Annotated in this window: 17 protein-coding genes, 1 pseudogene and 1 riboswitch; of the genes and pseudogenes, 12 read left to right on the plus strand and 6 right to left on the minus strand. The window is 70.8% G+C overall.

What is annotated here, in order from left to right; translation table 11 throughout:
• Positions 1–48: 48 nt before the first annotated feature.
• Positions 49–1,131: a GTP-binding protein gene (locus OG883_RS08015; RefSeq protein WP_266536906.1), complete on the plus strand. Its 1,083-nt coding sequence runs from the start codon at positions 49–51 to the stop codon at positions 1,129–1,131.
• Here OG883_RS08015 and OG883_RS08020 read toward each other — a convergent pair.
• Entirely contained in the window at positions 1,128–3,578 is a 2,451-nt protein-coding gene (locus OG883_RS08020) for a DNA topoisomerase (ATP-hydrolyzing) subunit A (RefSeq protein ID WP_266536909.1), read from the minus strand. The genes OG883_RS08015 and OG883_RS08020 overlap by 4 nt on opposite strands.
• Before the next feature lie 158 nt (positions 3,579–3,736).
• Between OG883_RS08020 and OG883_RS08025 the strand changes: the two genes are divergently transcribed.
• The 4 genes from OG883_RS08025 to OG883_RS08040 all read left to right on the plus strand — a co-directional run bounded on the left by OG883_RS08025 (position 3,737) and on the right by OG883_RS08040 (position 8,602).
• The gene (locus OG883_RS08025) at positions 3,737–5,095 is read left to right on the plus strand and encodes a pitrilysin family protein (protein ID WP_266541350.1); all 1,359 of its coding nucleotides are present in this window, start codon (positions 3,737–3,739) and stop codon (positions 5,093–5,095) included.
• Entirely contained in the window at positions 5,092–6,480 is a 1,389-nt protein-coding gene (locus OG883_RS08030) for a pitrilysin family protein (RefSeq protein ID WP_266536911.1), read from the plus strand. The genes OG883_RS08025 and OG883_RS08030 overlap by 4 nt, the downstream gene beginning before the upstream one ends.
• A gap of 228 nt (positions 6,481–6,708) precedes the next feature.
• A riboswitch (cyclic di-AMP (ydaO/yuaA leader) is annotated at positions 6,709–6,873 on the plus strand.
• A gap of 12 nt (positions 6,874–6,885) precedes the next feature.
• On the plus strand, positions 6,886–7,656 hold the full coding sequence (locus OG883_RS08035) for a M23 family metallopeptidase (protein ID WP_266536913.1): 771 nt from the start codon (positions 6,886–6,888) through the stop codon (positions 7,654–7,656).
• A 268-nt stretch (positions 7,657–7,924) separates the two neighbouring features.
• Positions 7,925–8,602 carry a GntR family transcriptional regulator gene (locus OG883_RS08040; protein ID WP_266536915.1) on the plus strand — a complete coding sequence of 226 codons (678 nt, stop codon included), beginning with the start codon at positions 7,925–7,927 and terminating at the stop codon, positions 8,600–8,602.
• Positions 8,603–8,784: 182 nt separating this feature from the next.
• On the opposite strand, the gene OG883_RS08045 is transcribed toward OG883_RS08040, so the two are convergent.
• Positions 8,785–9,066, minus strand: coding sequence for an HPr family phosphocarrier protein (locus OG883_RS08045; protein WP_266536917.1), 282 nt, complete (start codon positions 9,064–9,066; stop codon positions 8,785–8,787).
• A gap of 174 nt (positions 9,067–9,240) precedes the next feature.
• On the opposite strand from OG883_RS08045, the gene OG883_RS08050 reads away from it, so the two are divergent.
• The 4 genes from OG883_RS08050 to OG883_RS08065 are packed head-to-tail and all read left to right on the plus strand — an operon-like array spanning position 9,241 to position 14,720.
• Complete coding sequence (locus OG883_RS08050; RefSeq protein ID WP_266536919.1) at positions 9,241–12,216, plus strand: GNAT family N-acetyltransferase; 2,976 nt, start codon at positions 9,241–9,243, stop codon at positions 12,214–12,216.
• A gap of 37 nt (positions 12,217–12,253) precedes the next feature.
• Entirely contained in the window at positions 12,254–12,838 is a 585-nt protein-coding gene (locus tag OG883_RS08055) for a DUF5998 family protein (RefSeq protein WP_266536922.1), read from the plus strand.
• On the plus strand, positions 12,838–14,031 hold the full coding sequence (locus OG883_RS08060) for an alkaline phosphatase family protein (protein ID WP_266536925.1): 1,194 nt from the start codon (positions 12,838–12,840) through the stop codon (positions 14,029–14,031). Before OG883_RS08055 ends, OG883_RS08060 begins: the two co-directional genes overlap by 1 nt.
• A gap of 38 nt (positions 14,032–14,069) precedes the next feature.
• The gene (locus OG883_RS08065) at positions 14,070–14,720 is read left to right on the plus strand and encodes a thymidine kinase (RefSeq protein WP_266536928.1); all 651 of its coding nucleotides are present in this window, start codon (positions 14,070–14,072) and stop codon (positions 14,718–14,720) included.
• Positions 14,721–15,031: 311 nt separating this feature from the next.
• On the opposite strand, the gene OG883_RS08070 is transcribed toward OG883_RS08065, so the two are convergent.
• Complete coding sequence (locus OG883_RS08070; RefSeq protein ID WP_266536929.1) at positions 15,032–17,335, minus strand: serine/threonine-protein kinase; 2,304 nt, start codon at positions 17,333–17,335, stop codon at positions 15,032–15,034.
• A 155-nt stretch (positions 17,336–17,490) separates the two neighbouring features.
• Positions 17,491–19,371: a serine/threonine-protein kinase gene (locus OG883_RS08075; protein WP_266536932.1), complete on the minus strand. Its 1,881-nt coding sequence runs from the start codon at positions 19,369–19,371 to the stop codon at positions 17,491–17,493.
• 339 nt (positions 19,372–19,710) lie between these two features.
• On the opposite strand from OG883_RS08075, the pseudogene OG883_RS08080 reads away from it, so the two are divergent.
• Positions 19,711–19,884 (plus strand): annotated as a pseudogene (locus tag OG883_RS08080) (thymidine kinase); the annotation flags it as partial.
• Here OG883_RS08080 and OG883_RS08085 read toward each other — a convergent pair.
• Positions 19,856–20,629 carry a VOC family protein gene (locus OG883_RS08085; RefSeq protein WP_266536935.1) on the minus strand — a complete coding sequence of 258 codons (774 nt, stop codon included), beginning with the start codon at positions 20,627–20,629 and terminating at the stop codon, positions 19,856–19,858. The pseudogene OG883_RS08080 and the gene OG883_RS08085 overlap by 29 nt on opposite strands.
• Positions 20,630–20,849: 220 nt before the next feature.
• Between OG883_RS08085 and OG883_RS08090 the strand changes: the two genes are divergently transcribed.
• Positions 20,850–21,680 (plus strand): sulfurtransferase, encoded by an 831-nt coding sequence (locus OG883_RS08090; RefSeq protein WP_266536937.1) that lies wholly within the window; start codon positions 20,850–20,852, stop codon positions 21,678–21,680.
• 129 nt (positions 21,681–21,809) lie between these two features.
• On the opposite strand, the gene sepH is transcribed toward OG883_RS08090, so the two are convergent.
• On the minus strand, positions 21,810–22,862 hold the full coding sequence (sepH, locus tag OG883_RS08095; RefSeq protein WP_266536940.1) for a septation protein SepH: 1,053 nt from the start codon (positions 22,860–22,862) through the stop codon (positions 21,810–21,812).
• A gap of 464 nt (positions 22,863–23,326) precedes the next feature.
• On the opposite strand from sepH, the gene OG883_RS08100 reads away from it, so the two are divergent.
• A complete protein-coding gene (locus tag OG883_RS08100; RefSeq protein ID WP_266536943.1) occupies positions 23,327–24,163 on the plus strand; it encodes a hypothetical protein in 837 nt (278 codons plus the stop codon).
• The last annotated feature ends 18 nt before the right edge of the window (positions 24,164–24,181 follow it).

A 24,181-nucleotide genomic window follows, 5' to 3' on the forward strand; every position in this document is an offset into this window, starting at 1 on the left:
CAGCCGCCGAGACCACGGTCGAGAACCCCCAGAGGTGCCACGTTGAGCATGCCGCAGATCCCCGTCGTCGTCCTCGCGGGCTTTCTGGGATCCGGCAAGACCACTCTGCTCAACCATCTGCTCCGCCGGAACGGAGGCAACCGGATCGGCGTGATCGTCAATGACTTCGGCTCCATCGAGATCGACGCCATGACCGTCGCAGGGCAGGTCGGCTCCACCGTCTCCCTCGGGAACGGCTGTCTGTGCTGCGCCGTGGACGCGAGCGAGCTGGACGACTATCTGGTCAGACTCACCCGGCCCGCCGCGCGGATCGATGTCATCGTCATCGAGGCGAGCGGACTTGCCGAGCCGCAGGAACTCGTACGGATGATTCTCGCCAGCGACAATCCGCGCATTGTGTACGGGGGACTGGTCGAGGTCGTCGATGCGGCCGAGTTCGAGGCCACCCGGGAGCGGCACCCCGAGATCGACCGTCATCTCGCGATCGCCGACCTGGTCGTCCTGAACAAGACGGACCGGGTGGGGCAGGCCGCGCTGGACGGCGTGCTCGGGACGCTCGGCGAGCTCAGCGGGGGCACGCCGGTGATTCCCGCGGAGTACGGGCGGGTCGATCCCGAGCTGCTCTTCGACCCCGCCGCGCGGCCGGAGCGGGAGGAGAAGGTCCGGCAGCTGTCCTTCGAGGACCTGTACACGGACGAGCACGAGTACGGGCACGACCACGGGCATGGGCACGGGCGCGCGGGTCATCTGCACGCCGCGTACGAGAGCGTCTCCGTAGCGTCGGAGGTGCCCATGCACCCCCGGCGGCTCATGGGCTTCCTGGACTCCCGGCCCGAGGGGCTCTACCGGATCAAGGGATTCGTCGACTTCGGGGCGGCCGATCCGGGCAACCGGTACGCCGTGCATGCGGTCGGCCGGTTTCTGCGGTTCTACCCCCAGCCGTGGGCGCGCGGCGGCGAGCGCCTGACCCAGCTCGTGCTGATCGGGTCGGGCATCGATGCCGACGCGCTGCGCAAGGAGCTGGAGTCCTGCGGACAGACCGGTCCGCAGGACGCCCCCGACGAGCGGAGCATGTGGGGCGTCCTGCGGTACGTACCTGCGGCAGCGGACGAGACGGCGGAGGCCGACTAGCTCGCCGGGCCCGCCAGCACGGCGATTGCCGAGGTCAGCGGCGTGCCCGAGCCGTCGCGGCGCGGGTCCGGCTCCGGGAGCTCGGCCGGGGTGCCGTTCTTCTGGGCGGCCCGGACCGGGACCGCGCCCGCCCAGGCCAGCACCAGCACGTCCTCGCCCTTGAGGAAGCGCTGGCAGCGCACGCCACCCGTGGCCCGCCCCTTGCGGGGGTACTGGTCGAAGGGCGTGAGCTTCGATGTCATGACCGAGTCGTCCAGCGTGCCGTGCGAACCCGCGATCGTGAACACCACCGCGTCCACGGCCGGGTCCACCGCCGTGAAGGAGATCACCTCGGCGCCCTCCGCCAGCTTGATACCGGCCATGCCGCCCGCGGCCCGGCCCTGCGGCCGTACCTGCGAGGCCTGGTAGCGCAGCAACTGGGCGTCGGAGGTGATGAAGACCAGGTCCTCCTCGCCCGTACGCAGCTCGGCCGCGCCGACGATCCGGTCCCCGTCCTTGAGGGTGATGACCTCCAACTCCTCCTTGTTGGAGGGGTAGTCGGGCACGACCCGCTTGACGACACCCTGCAGCGTGCCGAGCGCGAGGCCCGGTGAGGACTCGTCGAGTGTGGTCAGACAGACGAGCGTCTCGTCCGCCTCCAGGGAGAGGAACTCCGAAAGCGGCGCCCCGCCCGAGAGGTTGGGCGCGGACGCCGTGTCCGGCAGCTGCGGCAGATCGATCACCGAGACCCGCAGCAGCCGCCCGGTCGACGTCACCGCCCCCACATCACCGCGCTGCGTGGCCGGCACAGCGGAGACGATCACGTCGTGCTTGGTGCGCTTTCCGGCCTCGTCCGTCAGGGGCCGGCCATTGGCCGTACGCGCCAGTAGTCCGGTCGAGGAGAGCAGCACCCGGCACGGGTCGTCCGCGACCTCGAGCGACGCCGCCGCCACGGGCGTGCCCGCCGACTCCAGGAGGACCGTGCGCCGCTCGGTGCCGAACTTCTTGGCCACCGCGGCCAGTTCGGTCGAGACCAGCTTGCGCAGCTCGGTGTCCGAGTCCAGGATCCCGGTCAGCTCGTCGATCTCGCCGGTCAGGCGGTCGCGCTCGCTCTCCAGCTCGATCCGGTCGAACCTGGTCAGCCGGCGCAGGGGAGTGTCCAGAATGTACTGCGTCTGGATTTCGCTGAGCGAGAAGTGCTCGATCAGCCGCTCCTTGGCCTGCGCGGAATTGTCACTCGACCGGATGAGACGGATGACCTCGTCGATGTCGAGCAGCGCGACGAGCAGGCCCTCGACCAGGTGCAGCCGGTCGCGCCGCTTGGTGCGCCGGAACTCGCTGCGCCGGCGCACGACCTCGAAGCGGTGGTCGAGATAGACCTCCAGCAGCTCCTTGAGTCCGAGGGTGAGCGGCTGGCCGTCCACGAGCGCCACGTTGTTGATACCGAAGGACTCCTCCATCGGCGTCAGCTTGTAGAGCTGCTCCAGCACGGCCTCCGGAATGAAGCCGTTCTTGACCTCGATGACCAGACGCAGACCGTGCGCACGGTCGGTGAGGTCCTTGACATCCGCGATGCCCTGGAGCTTCTTCGAGGAGACCAGATCCTTGATCTTCGCGATCACCTTCTCCGGCCCGACGGCGAAGGGCAGTTCGGTGACGACCAGACCCTTGCGGCGCGCCGTGACGTTCTCCACGGAGACCGTCGCGCGGATCTTGAAGGTGCCGCGGCCGGATTCGTACGCGTCCTTGATGCCGGTCAGACCCACGATCCGGCCGCCGGTCGGCAGGTCGGGCCCGGGGACGAAACGCATCAGCGTCTCGAGGTCCGCGCCCGGGTGCTTGATCAGATGGCGGGCGGCGGCGATGACCTCGCCCAGATTGTGCGGCGGCATGTTCGTCGCCATGCCGACCGCAATCCCCGACGCGCCGTTGACCAGCAGGTTCGGATACGCGGCGGGGAGCGCCACGGGCTCCCGCTCCTGGCCGTCGTAGTTCGACTGGAAATCGACGGTGTCCTCGTCGATCGACTCCGTCATCAGGCTGGTGGCATCCGCCATCCGGCACTCGGTGTACCGCATCGCGGCCGGCGGGTCGTCGTTGCCGAGGGAGCCGAAGTTGCCATGGCCGTCGACCAGCGGCAGGCGCATCGAGAACGGCTGTGCCATCCGCACGAGGGCGTCGTAGATCGACGCGTCTCCGTGCGGGTGCAGCTTACCCATGACCTCGCCGACGACGCGGGCACACTTCACATAGCCGCGGTCGGGGCGCAGGCCCATTTCGTTCATCTGGTACACGATCCGGCGGTGCACCGGCTTCATTCCGTCACGTGCGTCCGGCAGGGCCCGGGAGTAGATCACCGAGTACGCGTACTCGAGGAAGGAGCCCTGCATTTCGTCCACGACGTCGATGTCGAGGATCTTCTCCTCGAAATCGTCCGGCGGCGGGGTCTTCGTGCTGCGGCGGGCCATCGCGGCTGCTGCTCCTTCGCGTACCAGGTCTGAACTGACGCCGACCATTGTGGACCGTCCCACTGACAACGCCGACCGCGACCCGGGAACTTCGCCAGGTGTCACTGCGCTTGCATACAGTGGCAGGACTTCTCCGTATCGCGATCGAAGGGACGTACATGCCCATGGGTCACACGGCCACAGCGCAGGCCGGTTCCGGCGGCCTGACAGCGACTGAGCACCGGCTGGACAACGGCTTGCGCGTGGTGCTCTCCGAGGACCACCTGACCCCGGTCGCCGCGGTCTGCCTCTGGTACGACGTCGGTTCGCGCCATGAGGTCAAGGACCGTACCGGCCTCGCTCACCTCTTCGAGCACCTGATGTTCCAGGGCTCCGGCCAGGTCAAGGGGAACGGCCACTTCGAGCTGGTGCAGGGGGCCGGCGGCTCGCTGAACGGCACCACCAGCTTCGAGCGCACCAACTACTTCGAGACCATGCCCACGCACCAGCTCGAGCTGGCGCTCTGGCTGGAAGCCGACCGCATGGGCTCGCTGCTCGTCGCGCTCGACGACGAGTCGATGGAGAACCAGCGCGACGTCGTCAAGAACGAGCGCCGCCAGCGGTACGACAACGTTCCGTACGGCACGGCCTTCGAGAAGCTGACCGCCCTCGCCTACCCGGAGGGCCACCCGTACCACCACACCCCGATCGGCTCGATGGCCGACCTGGACGCGGCGACCCTCGAGGACGCGCGCGCCTTCTTCCGTACGTACTACGCGCCGAACAACGCCGTGCTGTCGGTCGTCGGGGACATCGACCCGGTGCAGACGCTCGCCTGGATCGAGAAGTACTTCGGCTCCATCCCCTCCCACGACGGCAAGCAGCCGCCGCGCGACGGCTCGCTCCCGGAGAACATCGGTGAGCAACTGCGCGAGGAGATCCACGAGGAGGTACCGGCCCGGGCGCTGATGGCCGCCTACCGGCTGCCGCACGACGGAACGCGCGAGTGCGACGCCGCCGACCTGGCGCTCACCGTCCTGGGCGGCGGCGAGTCCTCGCGGCTGCACAACCGCCTGGTGCGCCGTGACCAGACGGCCGTCGCGGCCGGTTTCGGCCTGCTGCGGCTGGCCGGCGCGCCTTCGCTGGGCTGGCTGGACGTCAAGACGTCCGGCGGTGTCGAGGTGCCGCAGATCGAGGCAGCGGTCGACGAGGAGCTGGCGCGGTTCGCCGCCGAGGGGCCCACGGCCGAGGAGATGGAGCGCGCGCAGGCCCAGTTGGAGCGCGAGTGGCTCGACCGGCTGGGCACGGTCGCCGGCCGCGCCGACGAACTGTGCCGGTATGCCGTGCTGTTCGGCGACCCGCAGCTGGCGCTGACCGCCGTCCAGCGGGTGCTGGACGTCACCGCCGAGGAGGTGCAGGCGGTCGCCAAGGCCCGGCTGCGCCCGGACAACAGGGCGGTGCTGGTCTACGAGCCCCTCTCTGCCGACGACAGCGACGAGAACGCCGAGAACGACGAGCACGAGGGGGCGGACCAGTGACCGACGCTGCCGTGACCATGGACTTCCATCCGCAGCCGACGGCCGGTACTGCCCGGCCCTGGGCGTTCCCGGCCCCCGAGCGCGGCGCGCTGGACAACGCGCTGACCGTGCTGCGCTGCCACCGCCCCGGCCAGCAGGTGGTGGCCGTCGAGATCTCCCTCGACGCCCCGCTCGATGCCGAGCCCGAGGACCTCGACGGCGTTGCCACGATCATGGCGCGCGCTCTGTCGGAGGGAACGGACAAGCACACGGCGGAGGAGTTCGCCGCCGAGCTGGAGCGCTGCGGCGCCACTCTCGACGCGCACGCCGACCACCCCGGTGTCCGTGTGTCGCTGGAGGTCCCGGTCTCCAGGCTGCCCAAGGCGCTCGGTCTGCTCGCCGAGGCACTGCGTGCGCCCGCCTTCGCCGACAACGAGATCGAGCGGCTCGTACGCAACCGGCTGGACGAGATCCCGCACGAGAGTGCCAACCCGGCCCGCCGGGCCGCCAAGCAGCTGTCCAAGGAGCTCTTCCCGGCCTCCCTGCGCATGTCGCGCCCCCGCCAAGGTTCGGAGGAGACCGTGGCGCGGATCGACGCCCCGGCCGTACGGGCCTTCTACGAGGCGCATGTCCGGCCCGCCACCGCCACCGCGGTGATCGTCGGCGATCTCACCGGCGTCGACCTGGACGCCGTGCTCGCCGACACCCTCGGCACCTGGACCGGCAACACCGCGGCGCCCCGCCCCGTACCGCCGATCACCGCCGACGACACCGGCCGTGTGGTGATCGTGGACCGGCCCGGCGCCGTACAGACGCAGCTGCTCATCGGCCGCACCGGCCCGGACCGCCACGACCGCGTCTGGCCGGCGCTGGTGCTGGGCACGTACTGCCTCGGCGGCACCCTCACCTCTCGGCTGGACCGCGTCCTGCGCGAGGAGAAGGGCTACACCTACGGCGTACGGGCCTTCGGCCAGGTGCTGCGTTCCGCCCCCGACGGGACGGGTGCCTCGATGCTCGCCATCAGCGGCTCCGTGGACACCCCCAACACCGGACCGGCACTGGACGACCTCTGGAAGGTGCTGCGCACCCTCGCGGCCGGGGGGCTCACCGACGCCGAGCGCGATGTCGCCGTGCAGAACCTGGTGGGCGTCGCCCCGCTGAAGTACGAGACGGCGGCATCCGTCGCGGCCACGCTCGCCGACCAGGTCGAGCAGTACCTCCCGGACGACTTCCAGGCCCAGATGTATGCACGCCTGGCAGAGACCGGCACGGTCGAGGCGACGGCCGCGGCCATCAGTGCCTTCCCGGTGGACCGTCTGGTGACGGTGCTCGTCGGCGACGCGTCGCAGATCGAGGAGCCGGTCAGGGCGCTGGGCATCGGCGAAGTGACCGTTGTCACAGGATGATTGATCGCCCCGGCGGTCGGCCGAAGCGGCGAACAACCTGAAGAAGCAAGCGGAACCCCGGCGTCAGGTGCGATGTCGGGGTTCCGTCTTATGTCCGCTTTGCGGGAGAGGTTGCCTGTCTGCCCTGTGGCGTGCGCTACAAAACGGCCTGTCTGTTTGGCGATTGAAAGACGGCCCGCCTAGCGTCGGTCCGGCTGTCCGCCAGTAGCCCGCCGCATCCGCGGCATCGGGCAGCCATCGCCGAGTCCCCGTCAGGCGCGAGCCTGGGGAGCCGGGGACCCATTCAGTCCCTGGGGTGAATCGGACGCCTTCGCACCCGTGCGGAGGGGCCCGTAGGAGACCTTCCTGCTCCGAACCCGTCAGCTAACCCGGTAGGCGAGAAGGAAGGAAAGGATCAGCCACTTCATGGCGTTCACCCGTGCCACCGGGAAGCACCGTGCCCCGAGCCGGATGTCGCGCAGGAGCGCGAACATCGCCGGCGTCGCGGCCCTCGCCACCACCGGCGTCATCGGAACCCTCGCTTCCCCGGCGCTGGCCGCCGACTCCGACGCCACCGGCGTCGAGGACACCGGCCTGACCCAGGTCGTGGCCGCCGACTCCCTCGCCGACCAGATAGCCGACCAGGCCGAGGCCCAGGAGCGGGAGGCCGCGCAGGCCGCCGCCAAGGCGAAGGCCGAGGCTGAGGCGAAGCGCAAGGCCGAGGCCCGCGCCAAGGAGGCCCGCGAGGCCAAGGAGCGCGCCGCCCGCGAGGCCGAGCGCAAGCGTCTGAACTCCTTCCAGCTCCCCGTCTCCGGTTCGCAGGTCACCACCGGCTACCAGGCCGGCGGCTCGCTCTGGTCCTCCGGCAGCCACTCCGGCGTGGACTTCCGTGCCCCGTCCGGCAGTTCGGTCGTGGCGGTCGGCTCCGGCACCGTCGTCGAGGCCGGCTGGGGCGGCTCGTACGGCAACAACATCGTGATCAAGATGAACGACGGCTCCTACACGCAGTACGGCCACCTCGCGTCCATCGGCGTCTCGGTCGGCCAGAGCGTCACCCCGGGCCAGCAGATCGGCGTCTCCGGCTCGACCGGCAACTCCACGGGCCCGCACCTCCACTTCGAGGCCAGGACCACCGCCGAGTACGGCTCCGACATCAACCCGGTCGCGTACCTGCGCGCGCACGGCGTCAGCGTCTGACCCGCTCCTGCCTGATGCGGAACCCGCGTGGTGCTGCACCCGCCTGATCCGCGCTCCGTGTGATCCTGCGTTCCGACCGAAGGCCCCGGCTCACCGCCGGGGCCTTCGGCGTGTGCGGCCCGCGGGCATCGGTGCTCCCGGCGCAGTCCTGGCCTGAAGATATCCGTGGATTCCGGTCTGCCATCGGAAAATCTGCCTCACTGCAATAGAGTTACCGAACAGGCATCAATGGGCTGCGTTTCGCGCGGATTAAAGCGGAGGTTCGGTCATGCGCATTCCCGCGCACTCGGTATGCACGGCGATTCGCGACGACATCGTCTCCGGTGTATTCGACCGCGGCAGTCGGCTCGCCGAGGAGCAGCTGGCCCGTCGCTACGGCGTCTCCCGGGTCCCCGTGCGTGAAGCCCTGCGCACCCTGGAGTCCGAGGGGTTCGTCACCACGCGCCGCCATGCCGGTGCCTGCGTCGCCGAACCCACCGAACAGGAGGCCGCCGACCTCCTGGAGATCCGGATGCTGCTGGAGCCGCTGGGAGCGGCCCGCGCCGCCCAGCGCCGTACCGAGGCGCATCTCAAAGTCCTGCGCGGCCTGGTCAGACTGGGGCAGGAACGCGCTCGCCGCGGTCAGGGCGAGGATCTGCGCTCCCTGGGTGCCTGGTTCCACGAGACGCTCGCCCAGGCCTCCGGCAGCCCCGGGCTGACCGCCCTGCTCACCCAGCTGCGGCACAAGATCGCCTGGATGTACGCCGTGGAGCAGCCCGCCCACCCGGTCGAGTCGTGGGCCGAGCACGGCGCGATCGTGGACGCCGTGGCGCGCGGCGACGGGGAACGGGCCCGGGCGCTGACGGCCCTGCATGCCGAACGGGCCGCCGCCGCCCACCGGCTGCGCCGCCAGGAGCGGGTGAGGACTTCGCAACATGCCGTACACACGGCGAGCGTCCGGCATTAACAGCCGCGCCGTATACAAAAGGGGAGATATTCGCGGGAGCTCTATTCTGCTGCCCGAATTCATTTGACAAGGCCATGGGCCGAGACTTCCCGGCCGTGGATTGGGACCCGGAAAAGAACAGAGCCGTGGTGCCCCGAATTCGGGACACCACGGCTCTGCCGGGGCTTAATCAATGAGCCGGATCAGACGGTCTCGGGAAGCTCGTCGAGCCCCTCGGCGACCAGCTTTGCCAGACGGTCCAGGGCGGCGTCGGCGCCGTCCCCGTCGGAGGCGAGCACGATCTCCTCGCCGCCCTGCGCGCCCAGGCCGAGCACCGCGAGCATGGAGGCGGCATTGACAGGGTTGCCGTCAGCCTTGGCGATCGTCACGGGGACGCCGGCGGCCGTGGCGGCACGGACGAAGATGGAGGCGGGGCGGGCGTGAAGGCCCTCGGCCCAGCCGACATTGACGCGGCGCTCAGCCATGGTGTTGCCCTTCAAGTCTTGGCACGTACTAGCGGTTGTCTAGACCAGTCTCTCATGTGGTGCGGCGTGCTCCATGCCGACCTCGGAGCCGCAGCTGTCCGGCCGTCGGCCCTCCTCAGAGTGCCCCGCACCAACGGCCCCCGCGACCGGTGACTCGGCCGTAGGCTTTCTCCCATGCAGCCTCCGCCGGAGCAGGATCAGCACCACGCCTACCCCGATCACTGGGAGGCGGACGTGGTGCTGCGCGACGGCGGCACCGCGCGCATCAGGCCCATCACCACCGAGGACGCGGAGCGGCTGGTCAGCTTCTACGAGCAGGTCTCGGACGAGTCCAAGTACTACCGGTTCTTCGCGCCCTACCCCCGGCTCTCCGCCAAGGACGTCCACCGCTTCACCCATCACGACTACGTGGACCGGGTGGGTCTTGCGGTCATGGTGGGCGGCGAGTTCATCGCCACCGTCCGCTACGACCGGATCAACGCACAGGGCCGGCCCGCCAGTGCCCCCGCCGACGAGGCCGAGGTCGCCTTCCTGGTCCAGGACGCCCACCAGGGGCGCGGCGTCGCCTCCACCCTGCTCGAGCACATCGCCGAGGTCGCCCGCGAGCGCGGCATCCGGCGCTTCGCCGCCGAGGTGCTGCCCGCCAACAACAAGATGATCAAGGTGTTCCGGGATGCGGGCTACACCCAGAAGCGCAGCTTCGAGGATGGCTCCGTCCATCTGACCCTCGATCTCGAACCGACCGCCGAGTCCCTCGCGGTCCAGCGCGGCCGCGAGCAGCGCGCGGAGGCCCGCTCCGTGCAGCGCCTCCTCGCTCCGGGTTCGGTCGCCGTCGTCGGCGTCGGCCGCGCACCCGGTGGCGTGGGCCGCACCGCGCTGCGCAACCTTCTCGAGGCAGGGTTCACCGGCCGTACGTACGCCGTGAACCGCGCCTTCGCCGAGGACCAGGGCGAGGTGGACGGCGTCCCGGCCTTCCGCTCGGTCGGGGAGATCGGGGAGGCGGTCGACCTCGCGGTCGTCGCCGTCCCGGCCGACCGGGTGCCGGAAGCGGTGGCCGACTGCGGCGAGCACGGCGTCCAGGGCCTGGTCGTCCTCACCGCCGGATACGCCGAGAGCGGCGCCGCGGGCCGGGAACGCCAGCGCGACCTGGTGCGGCAGGCACGCTCGTACGGGATGCGGATCATCGGACCGAACTCCTTCGGCATCATCAGCACCTCGGACACCGTCCGCCTCAACGCATCCCTCGCCCCCGAGTCCCCGGCACGCGGCCGCATCGGTCTGTTCACCCAGTCCGGCGCGATCGGCATCGCCCTGCTGTCGGGCCTGCACCGGCGTGGCGCCGGCCTGTCGTCCTTCATCTCGTCGGGTAACCGCGCGGATGTGTCCGGCAATGACTTCCTGCAGTACTGGTACGAGGACCCGGACACCGATGTTGTCCTGCTGTACCTCGAATCGATCGGCAATCCACGCAAGTTCACCCGCCTCGCCCGGCGTACGGCGGCGGTGAAGCCGGTCGTCGTGGTGAAGGGGGCCCGGCACAGCGGCAGCACGCCTCCCGGGCACGCGGTGCCGGTGACCCGTATCCCCGACGCCACGGTCGGGGCCCTGCTCCGCCAGGCGGGCGTGATCCGGGTCGACACCGTCACCGAACTCGTCGACGTGGGCCTGCTGCTGGCCGGCCAGCCCCTGCCCGCAGGCCCGCGCGTGGCGATCCTCGGCAACTCCGAGTCCCTCGGCCTCCTCACATACGACGCCTGTCTCGCGGAGGGCCTGCGTCCGCGGCCGCCCCGCGACCTCACGACGGCCGCGACGCCCGCGGACTTCCGCGCCGCCCTCGCCGATGCCCTGCGGGACGACGGCTGCGACGCGGTGGTGGTGACGGCGATCCCGTGGGTCGGCGAGAACGGCGTCACGGAATCAGGTGACGGCGAGGTGCTGGCGGCGTCCCTGCACGAGGCGGCCATGGCGTCCCCCGCCAAGCCGGTGGCGGTGGTCCATGTGGAGATCGGGGGGCTGGCCGAAGCCCTGGCGGCAGCGTCGAGCACGGTGACGCGGACCACCGAGGACGGAGGCACACGGGCCACCGCGCACGCGGTCGCTGCGGCCCCCCACACCGTCGCCGGGACCTCGGCCCCCCACACCGTCGCCGGGGCCGGGGCCCCGCACACCGCCACGCCGCTTCCGACCGCCCCCACCCGTCGCCCGCCGGCTCCGACCGCATCCCCCGTTTCGGCAGCCGACCGCTACGCGGCCCCGGCCCCCGCGACGGGTCCCCACCCGGCCCGTATCCCTGCCTACCCCGCCGCCGAGCGTGCCGTCCGCGCTCTGTCCGAAGCCGTGAAGTACGCCCAGTGGCGCCGGCAGGCCGCCGAGCCCGGAAAGGTCCCCGAGTACGAGAACATCGACGAGACCGGGGCCGCCGCCCAGATCGACGCCCTCATCGCCGAGGTCACCGACCCCCGAGGCATCACCCTCGACCCCGCCGCCGCCCACGAGCTCCTGGGCCGGTACGGCATCTCCGTACGGCCTGCCCTGCCCGCGCCCGGCCCCGACGCCGCCGTGGAAGCCGCCGACCGCCTCGGCTACCCCGTCGCCCTCAAGACCACCGCCCCGCATCTGCGCCACCGCGCCGACCTCGGCGGCGTACGGCTGGATCTGGCCAACGAGCCCCAACTGCGTCAGGCGTACCGGGAGTTGACCGATGTCCTCGGCAAGCCCGAGGAGCTCCAGCCCGTCGTCCAGGCGATGGCCCCGCGCGGCGTGGACACCGTCGTACGCGCCGCCATCGATCCCGCTGTCGGCGCCGTGCTCTCCTTCGGGCTGGCCGGCGCGGCCTCCGAGCTGCTCGGCGACACCGCGCACCGCCTCGTCCCCGCCACCGACCGTGATGCCGCCGAGCTGATCAGGTCCATCCGGACAGCGCCGCTGCTCTTCGGCTGGCGAGGCTCCGCGCCCGTCGACACCCCGGCCCTCGAAGAGCTGCTGCTGCGCGTGTCACGATTGGTCGACGACCATCCGGAAGTGGTCGCGATCAGCCTCGAACCGGTCGTTGTCGCTCAGTCCGGCCTCTCCGTACTCGGCGCATCCGTGCGGCTCGCGCCCCCGCCCGCCCGCACCGACCTGGGACCCCGCAGACTCCCCAGCTACTGAGCGCTCGCCACGCCCGAGGCCCCGTAGGATGGACCGCATGGCGAAGACCGGTACGACGACCCAGGGGCTGCGCGCGGCGATCGAGCGCAGCGGCTACTACCCGGCCCTCGTGGCCGAAGCGGTGGAGGCCGCTGTCGGAGGCGAGCAGATCGCGTCGTACCTGGTGCACCAGGAGACCACCTTCGACGCGAACGAGGTGCGCCGCCATGTCACCGTCCTCGTTCTGACGGTCAACCGCTTCATCGTCAGCCACACCGACGAGCAGGCCGCCGACTCCAGCTCCCCGACGCCGTACGCCACCACCTCCACGGAATCGGTCAAGCTTGGCCGGATCTCCTCGGTCGTGGTCAGCCGCGTGGTCGCCAACCCGGAGTCGTACACCCCCGGCACCCTGCCCCGCGAGGTCGTCCTGACCATCGGCTGGGGTGCCGTCTCCCGCCTCGACCTGGAGCCCGCCGCCTGCGGCGACCCGAACTGCGAGGCGGACCACGGCTACACCGGCAACTCCACCGCCGACGATCTGAGCCTGCGCGTCAGCGAGGCCGGTGACGGCCCGGACACGGTCCGCCAGACCCTCACCTTCGCCCAGGCGCTCTCCGAAGCCACGGCAGCCACGCGCTGATGGCCCAGCCTGCAATCTGGCCGGACGACCCCGTTCCGCTCGCCCTCGACACCGCGCCCGTCCCCGAGTACGGCACGGGATCGCTCGCCGATCTGCTACCGACGCTCGCCGCCGGCCAGGGCGTACCGGGGCTCACGCAGAGCATCCCCGAGCTGACCCCCGCCGACCGGAACTGCGTCTTCCTGATCGACGGCCTCGGCTGGGAGCAGATCAAGGCCCACCCGGACGAGGCCCCGTACCTCACCTCGCTGCTGGCCACCTCGCGCGGCGGCACGGGACGGCCCATCACCGCGGGCTTCCCCGCCACCACCGCCACCTCGCTGGCCTCCGTCGGCACCGGTATGCCGCCCGGCGCACACGGCCTGCCCGGCTACACCGCGCGCAATCCGGAGACCGGCGAGCTGATGAACCAGCTGCGCTGGAAGCCGTGGACCTCCCCGCGGGTGTGGCAGCCGTACCCCACGGTCTTCCAGCTCGCCGACGAAGCGGGTGTGCACACCGCGCAGGTGTCCTCGCCGACCTTCGAGCACACCCCGCTCACCAAGATCGCACTCAGCGGCGGCAGTTTCCTGGGCCGGCTCTCCGGCGAGGAGCGCATGGATCTGGCCGCCGAGCAACTGGCCGCGGGGGACCGGTCGCTGGTCTACACGTACTACAGCGACGTCGACGGCAAGGGCCACCGCTTCGGTGTGGACTCCGACGCCTGGCGCGGCCAGCTGATGTACGTCGACCGGCTGGCGCAGCGGCTCGCCGAGCAACTTCCGCCCCGCGCCGCCCTGTACGTCACCGCGGACCACGGAATGATCGACATTCCCTTCGACGAGCAGTCGCGCATCGACTTCGACGAGGACTGGGAGCTGCGCGCCGGAGTCGCCCTGCTGGGCGGCGAGGGCCGGGCCCGCCACGTCTATGCCGTCCCCGGCGCGGAGGCCGATGTGCTCACCGTCTGGCGCGAGGTGCTGGGTGAGCAGTTCTGGGTGGCGAGCCGGGACGAGGCGATCGCGGCCGGCTGGTTCGGCGCCCGGGTGGACGAGCGGGTGTACGCACGGATCGGCGATGTCGTCGCCGCCGCCTGTGACGACGTCGTGATCACCGCATCCGTCAACGAGCCGCACGAGTCGGTGATGGTCGGGATGCACGGCTCCATGACTCCTGTGGAGCAGCTCGTCCCGCTCCTCGAAGTACGCTCGTAACCTCTCCCCACGCTGATCCGAAAGGCCGTCACTTCCTCATGCCCGAGCTGGTGTTCTTCTCCGGAACGATGGACTGCGGAAAGAGCACCCTGGCGCTCCAGATCGGGCACAACCGGTCGGCGAGGGGCCTGCAGGGTGTGATCTTCACGCGCGACGACCGGGCGGGGGAGGGAAAGCTTTCCTCACGCCTCGGTCTGGTGACCGAGGCGGTCGAGGCGGCTCCCGGTATGGATCTGTACGGGTACCTGGTGGACCAGATGTCGCAGGGCTCCAAGGTCGACTACGTGATCGTCGACGAGGCGCAGTTCCTCGCGCACGAGCAGATCGATCAGCTGGCGCGCATCGTGGACGACCTGGACCTGGACGTCTTCGCCTTCGGCATCACCACGGACTTCCGCACCAAGCTCTTCCCGGGCTCGCAGCGGCTGATCGAGCTGGCGGACCGGGTCGAGACGCTCCAGGTGGAGGCGATGTGCTGGTGCGGCGCCCGAGCCACTCACAACGCGCGCACGGCGGGTGGCGTGATGGTCGTGGAGGGCGAGCAGGTCGTCGTCGGTGACGTGGACCGTCCGGCCGAGGAGGTCGGGTATGAGGTGCTGTGCCGACGGCATCACCGGAGACGGATGACGAGTGCGGCGGCTCAGGCGGGGGCGTTGTCGCCTGATGTGCTGCCGGTCGCCTCCGCCTGACGTCCGCCTGCGACGAAGGCGAGTTCCGATGTGATGGGTGGACCTTGCGGGCCACTTGATGGCGATCGACTGCCGTCTGCTGGATCTTGCTGATGGTCGGTGAGATGCTCGCCCATGGCCGACTTGGCGAATCCAAGTCTGTGGTGCTGAACCCGAGCCGTCTCGCGCTTGTGGCATTCATTGCGTGGAGGGTTTCGCCCCCGAGTCCTTCACCGGCGGAGCGGCGGCTACGCACAGCTTCCGATCATCCAGCCCCCGACACCCTCACATGAGCAGCGGTGTCACGGTCTCCTCAGCTGGGACGAGGGCGCTCAGTCTCTGGTCAGGGAGATCCTCCCCGCGTGCAAACGTTCGTCTCCGCCGTCGAAGTAGGCGCGGTCGCCGGAGACGGTGAGGAGCGGGTCCGTGCCGGTGGTCAGGGGGGCGTCTCCCAGGGATGTGCCGGTGCGGGGGTCCAGGGCCTGCAGGGTACCGGCGTCGCTGAAGTGGACCGCGCCGCCGGTGAGTACAGGTGGCGAGGCTGCGCCAGTCGTTCCGTGTTCCCACAGCCGTTTGCCGGAGTTGGCGGTGAACGCGTACACGCGGCCAGGGTTTTCGTCGGAGTCGAATCGGTCCTTGACGCTGGCGTAGACGACGCCGTCGGAGACGAGGGGCGGGTCGGTCCATTCCGCGTCTTCGGATTCCGACCGGTACTTCCAGCGCACTTCGCCGTTTGTTGCGTCTGCGGCGTAGAACGTGCCCTCCTCACTGCCGAAGTAGACGGTGCTCCCGGCGACCGAGAGGGAGGTCACTTTGCCTCTGTTGCTGCCGCCGGTCTTGATCCGCCACAGCTGGTCGCCGGTGTCCGCATCCAGGGCGTAGAGGTAGTTCTCGTAGTCTTTCCCTCCGAGGCCGCAGTAGATGACTCCGTCTGCCACGGTGAGCGCGGTCGACAGGCCGCGGTCGACAGGGTGATTCCACAGCTCCTTGCCGGTCCCGGCGTCCAGCGCGTACAGGGCAGGCCGACCCGTCGGCCAGGGGTTGGTGAGTAGGTAGACAGTTCCCTTGGCAACAGCGACATTGGTGAACAGGTAGTCGGTTCCCTTGGGAGCAGCGCCGGTTGAGGCGTCGTCGATCTTGAAACTCCACCGTCTGTCACCGGTGTCCGCGTCCACGGAGTGCAGCGCGCCTGAGTTGCCGCTGAAGGCATAGACAACCCCGTCGGCAATGGTGACGGGTCGTGCCCCCTTCAGCCCGCCGTACTTCCACACCGGGGTGCCGCTGTCGGTGTCGAGGGCGTGCAGCGTGCCGCCATGGTCGCCGAAGTAGACCTTCCCGTCGACGATCACTGGTGGGCCGGCGGGGTCTTTCTCGTAGGACCACAGCTCTTCGAACGCCAGCTCCGTTGCCGGAGCAGCAGATCCCTTGTTCTGGGTATTGCGCCGGTCCCCGTCGAGGAGGCCGTCGGGCAGGAGCAGCGTGGCGGCGAGGACCGCCAGGACCGCGGCGACGGCGAGGCCGATCAGGGCGTGGCGCCGGGGCAGGCCCAGCAGTCGGCCGACGGAAACCGGCTGAGGAGGCGACGCGGGGAGCCCGGCAGTTGGGGCGGCCCCGACTACCGCGGTGGCGATGGCGGTTCGGGGCACGGCACCGGCTGGGGACTGATCAGTGGCGGCGGGTGGGGCGTCGGCAGGGGGCGCTTTGAGGGGTACGGTGCCGGTGGCCGTCTCCGGCAGCGGCGCCGCCTGAATGCGGGTGATGTCGATGGCCACCGATGCGGGAAGCCAGCCCGAACCGCTGAACACACCTGCCGTCGGGCAGGCCGCCGACAACTGGCCCAGTTCCTCGACCAGTCCCGGCACCGACGGGCGTTGCTGTGGATCCTTGGCGAGGCACTGGGCCACGACGTCCGCGAGTCGGGCCGGCACGCGGCTGAGGTCGGGTTCCTCGTGGACGACCCGGTAGTTCACGCCGTGCGCGGAGCCGCCTGCGAACGGCCCGGTCCCGGTCACCGCGTACGCCAGGACCGCGCCGAGGGCGAACACGTCGCCGGCGGGCCCGACGTCTTTGCCCACGAGTTGCTCGGGCGGCATGTAGCCGGGGGTGCCGACGGCGGTGCCGGTGAGGGTGAGTTTGGTGTCGTCGGCGGCCACCGAGATCCCGAAATCGATCACCCGTGGGCCGTCGGCGGCGAGCAGCACGTTCGAGGGTTTCAGGTCGCGGTGCACCACCTCGGCGCTGTGGATGGCCTCCAGTGCCTCGGCCAGCGCGGTGCCCAGTGCCAACACCGGTTGCTCCGGCCAGGCGCCACGTGCGGCGACCGCTTCGCTCAGGGACAGGCCGGGCACGTAGGCGGTGGCGAGCCACGGCGGGTCGGCCTCCGGGGCGGCGTCGAGCACGGCGGCGGTGAAGAAGCCCGTGACGCGCCGTGCGGCTTGGACCTCGCGGGCGAACCGTCGCCGGAACGTGGGGTCGTCCGCGAGCTCCTCGCGGATGATTTTCACCGCGACCGTCCGTCCACCCGGCGACCGGGCCAGGTACACCCGGCCCATGCCACCCGAGCCGAGCCTGCCGACGATCCCGTACGGGCCGGCCTGACTGGGGTCTCCTGCCTCCAGCGGTGCGAACGCCGCCACCCGTCACTCCCCTCACTGTCCCGTGCACGGCACGGGATCGACGTGTCCGATTTCCCTGCTACGCCCACGACTTGGCGTCGGCCTCGCAGGTGCGCGCTCCGACCGGTGTCAGATCACCGGGTACGTCGCTCCGCAGCACCCTCGCTCCTTGAGGGCTAGTTCACCAGCGAGACGGCGCGCAGTCGGTCGCCGTCCTCGAAGTAGACGATCCCATCGGCCACGACCGGGGTGTCCGCCCCGCTCGCGATCCGGGGGTTCCACAGCTTCCCGTCGAAGCCGCGCCGCCACACCTCCTTGCCGGTCCGGGCGTCGACGGCGTACAGGGTGCCGTCCCGGCCACCGCAGTAGACCGTGCTGCCTGCCACGGCCGGAGTCGTGATCAGGGCGCTGTCGGCCTCGAACGTCCACTGCTTCTTGCCGGTGCCGGTGTTCACGGCGTACAGCTCCTGGTCGCCATGGGCGTAGGCCCTGCTGCCGGCAACGGCGAATTCCCCCTCTCTTGCCCCCTCGCCGAGGTCGTACGTCCACAGGATCTTGCCGGTGCCGAGGTCCTGGGCCATCAGGTAGCTCAGGATGACGGAGTACGCCGCGTCGTCGAGGGTGGCAGGGACGGTCAGGATGCTTTTGGCCTTCCAGCGTGTCTCGCCGCTGTCCGCGTCCGCGGCGTACAGGGAACGGTCGCTGATGTAGTAGAGCGTCCCACCGGAGGCAGAGGTGACATTCGTGTCGTTCCCTTCCGCTTGCCTCTGCCACAGCCGGCTGCCGTCCCTGGCGTCCAGGGCCCGCAGGGTGCCTCCGGCATCGCTGCTGAGGTAGACCGCGCCGTCCGCCACAGCACCCAGTGTCAGCCCGCCGTCCAACGGGCGGGACCACAGCTGTTTCACCTTCGGGGCGCTGCGAGGCTTCTCGTCCTCGCCGGGCCCGAAGCCGTTCAGGAGTGCTGTCGTCGTGACGATGGCGAGGGCCGCGGTGACGGCGAGGCCCACCAGAACGCGGCGCCGGGTCAGACGATTCCGGCCGCTGGGGGCAGGTGGTGCAACGGCAGATTCGTCAGAGGGCTCCGCCGCGGGCGGGGTGGCCGCAGGAGCGGGCTCGGGGGTGGCCCTCTCCTCCTGGGCGGGCGCAGCGGCGTCCGGCAGCGGGGCGGCCTGGATACGGACGATCGCATCGGCCACTGGTCCGGGTAGCCAGTCGACCTCCGTGAACTGGCCGTCCGGCCGGTTGCCCGGGACCTGCGCCAGCTCTTTCAGCAGCTCTGGTATTGCGGGCCGATTGTCCGGGTTCTTTGCCAGGCACCGGGCCGTCACCTCGGCGAGCCCGGACGGCAGGCCGCCCAGCTCGGGCTCCTCGTGCATGACCCGGTAGTTCACCGCATGTCCCGCGCCGCTACCGAACGGGCCGGTGCCTGCCGCGGTGTACGCCAGCACCGCACCCAGAGCGAATACGTCAGCGGCCGGGCCGGTCTTCTCGCCACGCAGCTGCTCGGGCGGGATGAACCCGGGGGTGCCGATCACCACGCCCGTCTCTGTGAGCAGGGTGTCCTCGGCCGCCACCGAGATCCCGAAGTCGATCACCCGGGGTCCGTCCGCCGCCAGCAGTACGTTCGACGGTTTGAGATCCCGGTGCACCACGCCTGCGCGGTGGATGGCTTCCAGCGCCTCGGCCAGCGCAGCCCCCAGCTGTCGTACCGAGCGCTCCGGCCAGGCCCCGTGCTCGGCCAGCGCGTCTGCCAGGGACAGCCCGGGGACGTACTCGGTGGCCAGCCATGCCGGGCGGCCCTCCGGGGCGGCGTCGACGACTGCGGCGGTGAAGAAGCCCGTTACCCGGCGCGCCGCTGCCACTTCCCGAACGAACCGCCGCCGGAACCCCGGGTCGTCCGCCAAGACGGCCCGCACAACCTTCACCGCGACCATGCGTCCGCTCGGCGACCGGGCCAGGTACACCCGGCCCATGCCTCCCTGGCCCAGCCGCCCCGCCAGCCGGTAGCGGCCGACCTGTTCCGGGTCCCCCGAAGCCAACGGGGCAAACGCCGCCACCACACCACTCCTGCCATCTTGCCCGTGTGAGGGTCCATCTGCCGTGCACAACAAAGGACTTGAGCAACACGACCATGGTTCCGTACGCGAGCACCCAGCACACCGGACCTCGGGAAACAGGTACCGGAACCTCATTACCTCAAGAGCCGCCAGTTCCGCCTCGCCCGTCAACGACCAACTTCTCCACAGCAGCGGCTGACTCGGGAGTAGCGCGGTTCGCCGGCAACGAAGTTACGCACGGACCTGGCGGAGCTCCCGTTCGACGAGGGCGAAGCCAGAGACGTCCTTGCCCTGATGGACATGGTTCGGTCGGTGGGGTGATGGTCGTCGACCTGGGCGCCGGACGAGATCGGCTACGAGGTGCTGTGCCGGCGTCACCACCGGCGGCGGATGACGGCCGCCACCGCCCGCGCGGCGGCCCTCTCTCCGGACGTCCTGCCGGTGGAGGACCCCGAGGACCTCGAGGTCTCCGAGGTCCCCGGGATCAGCGAGCGGCCGACCGTACGATCGTGAACACCGCGCCCTCCGGGTCCGCGACGGTCGCCAGCCGCCCCCGTGAGCTCTCCCTGGGCGTCTGCAGCACATGCCCGCCGAGCGCCACCACCCGGCGCGCGGCCTCGTCGGTGTCCTCGACCTCGAAGGAGGTCATCCAGTGCGAGCCCCGGTCGCGCGGCAGCGCGTTGCCCACGCCGCGGAGGGCGGCCACCGGGCGGCCCTCCAGGCACAGCGTCAGATGGTCGAAGTCGGCCGAGACGGCCGTCTCCAGCTCGTAACCGAAGACCGCCTCGTAGAACTTGCCGACGGACGAGGTGTCCCGCGTCAGCAGCTCATTCCAGGCGGGGGTGCCATGGGTGCCGTACACCGCGGTGCCGCGGTGCGCGGCGGGCTGCCAGACACCGAAGACCGCGCCTGCCGGATCGGACCCTACGAGCAGCCGGCCCGCCTCTCCCGCGTCCAGCGGGCCGACCGCTACCGTGCCGCAGGCACTCCTGATCGCCTCGGCCGTCACATCCGCGTCGTTGGTCGCCATGTACGGCGTCCAGGCGATCGGCAGATGCCGGTCGGCCGGGAGCCGGCCGATGCCGGCGACCTCCTTGCCGTCGAGCAGCGCGCGGACGTACGGGCCCAGCTGTTGAGGGCCGGGCGAGAACTCCCAGCCGAACAGCGCTCCGTAGAAGTCCTGCGTCGCGTCAAGGCCGTGCACCATCAAGCTCACCCAGCAGGGTGTGCCGGGTGTGTGCCGAGTCGCCTCGGTCATCGTCACTCTCTCCTCGGACCATCGTGGTGGCCGTGCGGGGGGACCGGATGCGCGCCGTCGTGAGGAACGCTCCGTGCAGATGCTTGCACCACCTGGCCTCCGACGCGCCCCGGCCGCGCCGGATTTGGCGTGTTCCCGCGTGAGGATGCCCGTTTTGGTGTTTCCCGGCCATTTGGGAGGCGTTAACCGGCCAGTGGGTACCTGCGCGAGGATGGCTCACATGAAGCCCATCATCACTGCCGCCGAACTCGCGAGCGCGCTGGCCGGACCCCGTCCTCCGGTCCTTCTTGACATCCGCTGGCAGCTCGGCGGGCCACACGGACGGCCCGCGTACGAGGCCGGTCACCTCCCCGGAGCGGTCTTTGTCGACCTGGACGCGGAACTGGCGTCTCCGCCCGGCGCCGGCGGCCGGCACCCCCTGCCCGAGCCGGAGGCGTTCGGCGCGGTGATGCGCCGAGCCGGGGTGTCCGCCGATTCCTCCGTGGTGGTGTACGACGGCGGCCAGGGCTGGGCCGCGGCCCGCGCCTGGTGGCTGTTGCGCTGGACAGGCCATGCGGACGTACGGGTTCTGGACGGCGGCCTCGCGGCATGGACCGGTCCTCTGGAGAGCGAGATCCCCGTGCCCGCCGAGGGCACGTTCGCTCCCGCGCCGGGCGCGCTGCCGCTGCTGGACGCGGACGGGGCGGCCGCACAGGCCCGCGCGGGCCTGCTGCTGGACGCGCGGGCGGCGGAGCGCTACCGCGGCGACGTGGAACCGATCGACCGGGTGGCCGGCCACATCCCGGGCGCGGTCTCGGCGCCGACCACGGAGAACGTGGACAAGGAAGGCCGCTTCCTGCCGGCCGAGGCTCTCGCCGCACGCTTCTTCGAGCGGGGGGCCTCAGAGGCCACCGAGACGGTGGGCGTCTACTGCGGCTCGGGCGTCTCCGCGGCCCACGAGGCCCTGGCCCTGGAGATCGCCGGTTTCACCCCGGCGCTGTACGCGGGCTCCTGGTCGCAGTGGTCGTCGACCGACTCCCGCCCGGTGGCGACAGGTTCACAGCCGGGCTGACGCACGCCGGTTCGTCCGGGTGCGGCGTGGAGGAGCCGTTCTCGGACGAACTCCCCGCACGCAGCCCGCGGCGCAAGGGGCCCAGCACCGTCATCGGTGCCGGGCCCCTTGCGCCGCGGGTCGCGCCCGCTACTCCTGCTTCTTGCGGCGCGTGCCGAAGACGATCTCGTCCCAGCTCGGTACCGCCGCGCGGCGGCCGGGGCGGACGCCGTCCGCTTCGGCCTGCCGGTCCGTCGTGCCCGTCAGCCGGTCGCGGTGACCGGCCACCGACCGCGGCATCAGCACATCCGCGTACGCCGACCCGGCGCCCGCCGAGGCCGCCGGGGCAACCGGCTCCTCCGCCTCGGGCTCCTGCACCGGTTCGGTGGACGGCGGTTCCGTGGGCGTCGGCCGCTCGGGCACGACCATGTCGCCCCGGAAGCTCGGCACCGCCTCCAGCAGGCTGGTCAGGGAGTCCCGCTCGCTGCTGTTCTCCTCCGGCTCGGCCGGGGGCGTCGGTGCGGTCGGGCGCTCCAACTGGCGGTCCAGGGCCCGGTCCAGCGGCCGGTCCCTGGGCAGCCGTGCGATGCGCGGTACGAACGGGAAGCTCGGCTCCTGCGTCGCGATCGTGTCGTCGGTCTCGCCGATGAGCGCACGCGCCTCGTCGTCGACGGCCTGGACGAGCCGCCGCGGCGGGTCGTACGTCCAGCTCGCCGAGTGCGGTTCGCCCGCCACCCGGTAGACCAGCAGCACCTCCCAGGTGCCGTCGTCACGGCGCCAGGAGTCCCACTGCACGGTGTCCTTCTCGGCGCCGCGCAGCGTCAGCCGCTCCTGTACCGCCTCGCCGAGCTGCGGTCCGGTGTTCTCGCCGGGACGGCGTACGGGAGTCTTGCGGGCCCGCTCCGCCATGAAGGCGCGCTCCGCGAGCACAGGGCCCTCGAATCGGCGCACGCGGTCGACCGGGATCCCGGCCATCTGCGCGACCTCTTCCGCGGAGGCTCCGGCACGTATACGGGCCTGGATGTCGCGGGGGCGGAGGTGGCTCTCCACCTCGATCTCGATCTGTCCGAGGCGGGCGCGGTCATTGCGAACGGCAGCGCGCAGCCGTTCATCGATCGGAAGCGTGTACTCCGTGCTGTCCGCAGCCTTGAGCACCAGTCGTGTGCCGTCGTTGGAGACGGCCACGACACGCAGTTCGGGCATGGGGACCTCCCGGGTGGTGCCTGCCGACGTCACGTGCGTCGCTGCTTCCGCTAGTCGAGTGTGGCCTGCCCGGGTGCAGCCTGCCACAACCTTGCCGAGTTCCCCGGCGTGTCGGGCACAGGGCCCTGGATCGCCGTTATGGCACGGTTACCTGTTTGCGGCTCTGCGTGACCGACGGTCACCCTCCGCATCGGATACCCGTGCGGTACCGCGGCGCCGCCGGATCGAGCGCCGCTTTCGGCCCCCTACCTGGGGTCCGGACATCCGAGAGGGAGGCCGGGCCCAGGGCTCGCCACAGTACTCCATTCGGGCCATGAGGGTGGACCGCCGCGCCGCCGAACTTCTCCAGGGGGAGGGGAGTTGAGGCCTCGTCGCAGGTGACCGGGTGTTCTGCTTCACAGAACCGACAGAATCGGAACTATTGGCTTCGCTCACATGTCCCTACCTGGTGCACAGTGGGACAGATGGGTAAGCAGGGGCTGGAGATGCATCAGAAGCCGGACGGCACTACAAAACTGCAGGAACCGGAGAAGAAGCGGCTGGATCTCAGCCTTCCGCAGGTCGCGGGAAGTGCGCTGGCGGCCATCGCGGCGGCGGTGCTCGCCTCCAGACTCGGTGTCTACGGGACCATCATCGGCGCCGGCGTCGTCAGCGTGGTGGCCACCTGCGGCGGTTCGGTGTTCCAGCACTTCTTCCGCCGTACGGGCGAGCAGATACGCGACGTCACGGTCCAGGCGAAGCCGAAACCGAAGGGCCGGCAGGTCCAGGTCCAGGTGCCGATGGCCGGTGCCGGCCAGGAGTTCGGCGAGGCCACCACACACGGCACCCGGGTCCGGGGCTGGAAGCGCCCCGTGATCGCCGCGGCCGTCGTCTTCGGCGTCACCATGATCGGTGTCACCGGGTACGAACTGGCCTCGGGCTCCGACCTCAGCGGCGGCAAGGGGACGACCCTGACCTCGGTGGTGCGGGGCGGCGGCGGGAAGTTCCAACCGCCGGCCACCCCTTCGCAGACACCGGGACACGACCGGGAGCAGGACCGGAAGCAGAACGGGGAAGAGAGCCAGGAACAGGGGCAGGATCAGGATCAGCAGAGGGAGCAGGAGCAGGAGCAGCCACCCGGTACCGGCAGCGGCCGCTCCCCGGACACCGGTTCGGACCCGGACTCCGATACCGGGTCCACCGACCCGGCCCCCGACCCCTCGACGTCCACCGGCGGCGACCCCTCGAAGCCTCCATCCACCCCGGCGCCGGCACCGTCCGGCTCCACCGGAGGCTCGGCCCCCGACACCCCGTCGCCGTGACCGCCCCGGGCACTGTCC

Origin of the sequence: Streptomyces sp. NBC_01142 (genome assembly GCF_026341125.1) — a bacterium.
GTDB lineage: Bacteria > Actinomycetota > Actinomycetes > Streptomycetales > Streptomycetaceae > Streptomyces.

Excerpts from the sequence above, each read along its gene's own strand:
- sepH (WP_266536940.1), bottom strand. The coding sequence starts at position 22,862 with ATGCCCGAACTGCGTGTCGTGGCCGTCTCCAACGACGGCACACGACTG.
- OG883_RS08045 (WP_266536917.1), bottom strand. The coding sequence starts at position 9,066 with ATGGCTGAGCGCCGCGTCAATGTCGGCTGGGCCGAGGGCCTTCACGCC.
- OG883_RS08020 (WP_266536909.1), bottom strand. The coding sequence starts at position 3,578 with ATGGCCCGCCGCAGCACGAAGACCCCGCCGCCGGACGATTTCGAGGAG.
- OG883_RS08090 (WP_266536937.1), top strand. The coding sequence starts at position 20,850 with ATGAAGCCCATCATCACTGCCGCCGAACTCGCGAGCGCGCTGGCCGGA.
- OG883_RS08065 (WP_266536928.1), top strand. The coding sequence starts at position 14,070 with ATGCCCGAGCTGGTGTTCTTCTCCGGAACGATGGACTGCGGAAAGAGC.
- OG883_RS08040 (WP_266536915.1), top strand. The coding sequence starts at position 7,925 with ATGCGCATTCCCGCGCACTCGGTATGCACGGCGATTCGCGACGACATC.
- OG883_RS08050 (WP_266536919.1), top strand. The coding sequence starts at position 9,241 with ATGCAGCCTCCGCCGGAGCAGGATCAGCACCACGCCTACCCCGATCAC.
- OG883_RS08015 (WP_266536906.1), top strand. The coding sequence starts at position 49 with ATGCCGCAGATCCCCGTCGTCGTCCTCGCGGGCTTTCTGGGATCCGGC.
- OG883_RS08060 (WP_266536925.1), top strand. The coding sequence starts at position 12,838 with ATGGCCCAGCCTGCAATCTGGCCGGACGACCCCGTTCCGCTCGCCCTC.
- OG883_RS08025 (WP_266541350.1), top strand. The coding sequence starts at position 3,737 with ATGCCCATGGGTCACACGGCCACAGCGCAGGCCGGTTCCGGCGGCCTG.
- OG883_RS08100 (WP_266536943.1), top strand. The coding sequence starts at position 23,327 with ATGGGTAAGCAGGGGCTGGAGATGCATCAGAAGCCGGACGGCACTACA.
- OG883_RS08035 (WP_266536913.1), top strand. The coding sequence starts at position 6,886 with ATGGCGTTCACCCGTGCCACCGGGAAGCACCGTGCCCCGAGCCGGATG.
- OG883_RS08085 (WP_266536935.1), bottom strand. The coding sequence starts at position 20,629 with ATGACCGAGGCGACTCGGCACACACCCGGCACACCCTGCTGGGTGAGC.
- OG883_RS08055 (WP_266536922.1), top strand. The coding sequence starts at position 12,254 with ATGGCGAAGACCGGTACGACGACCCAGGGGCTGCGCGCGGCGATCGAG.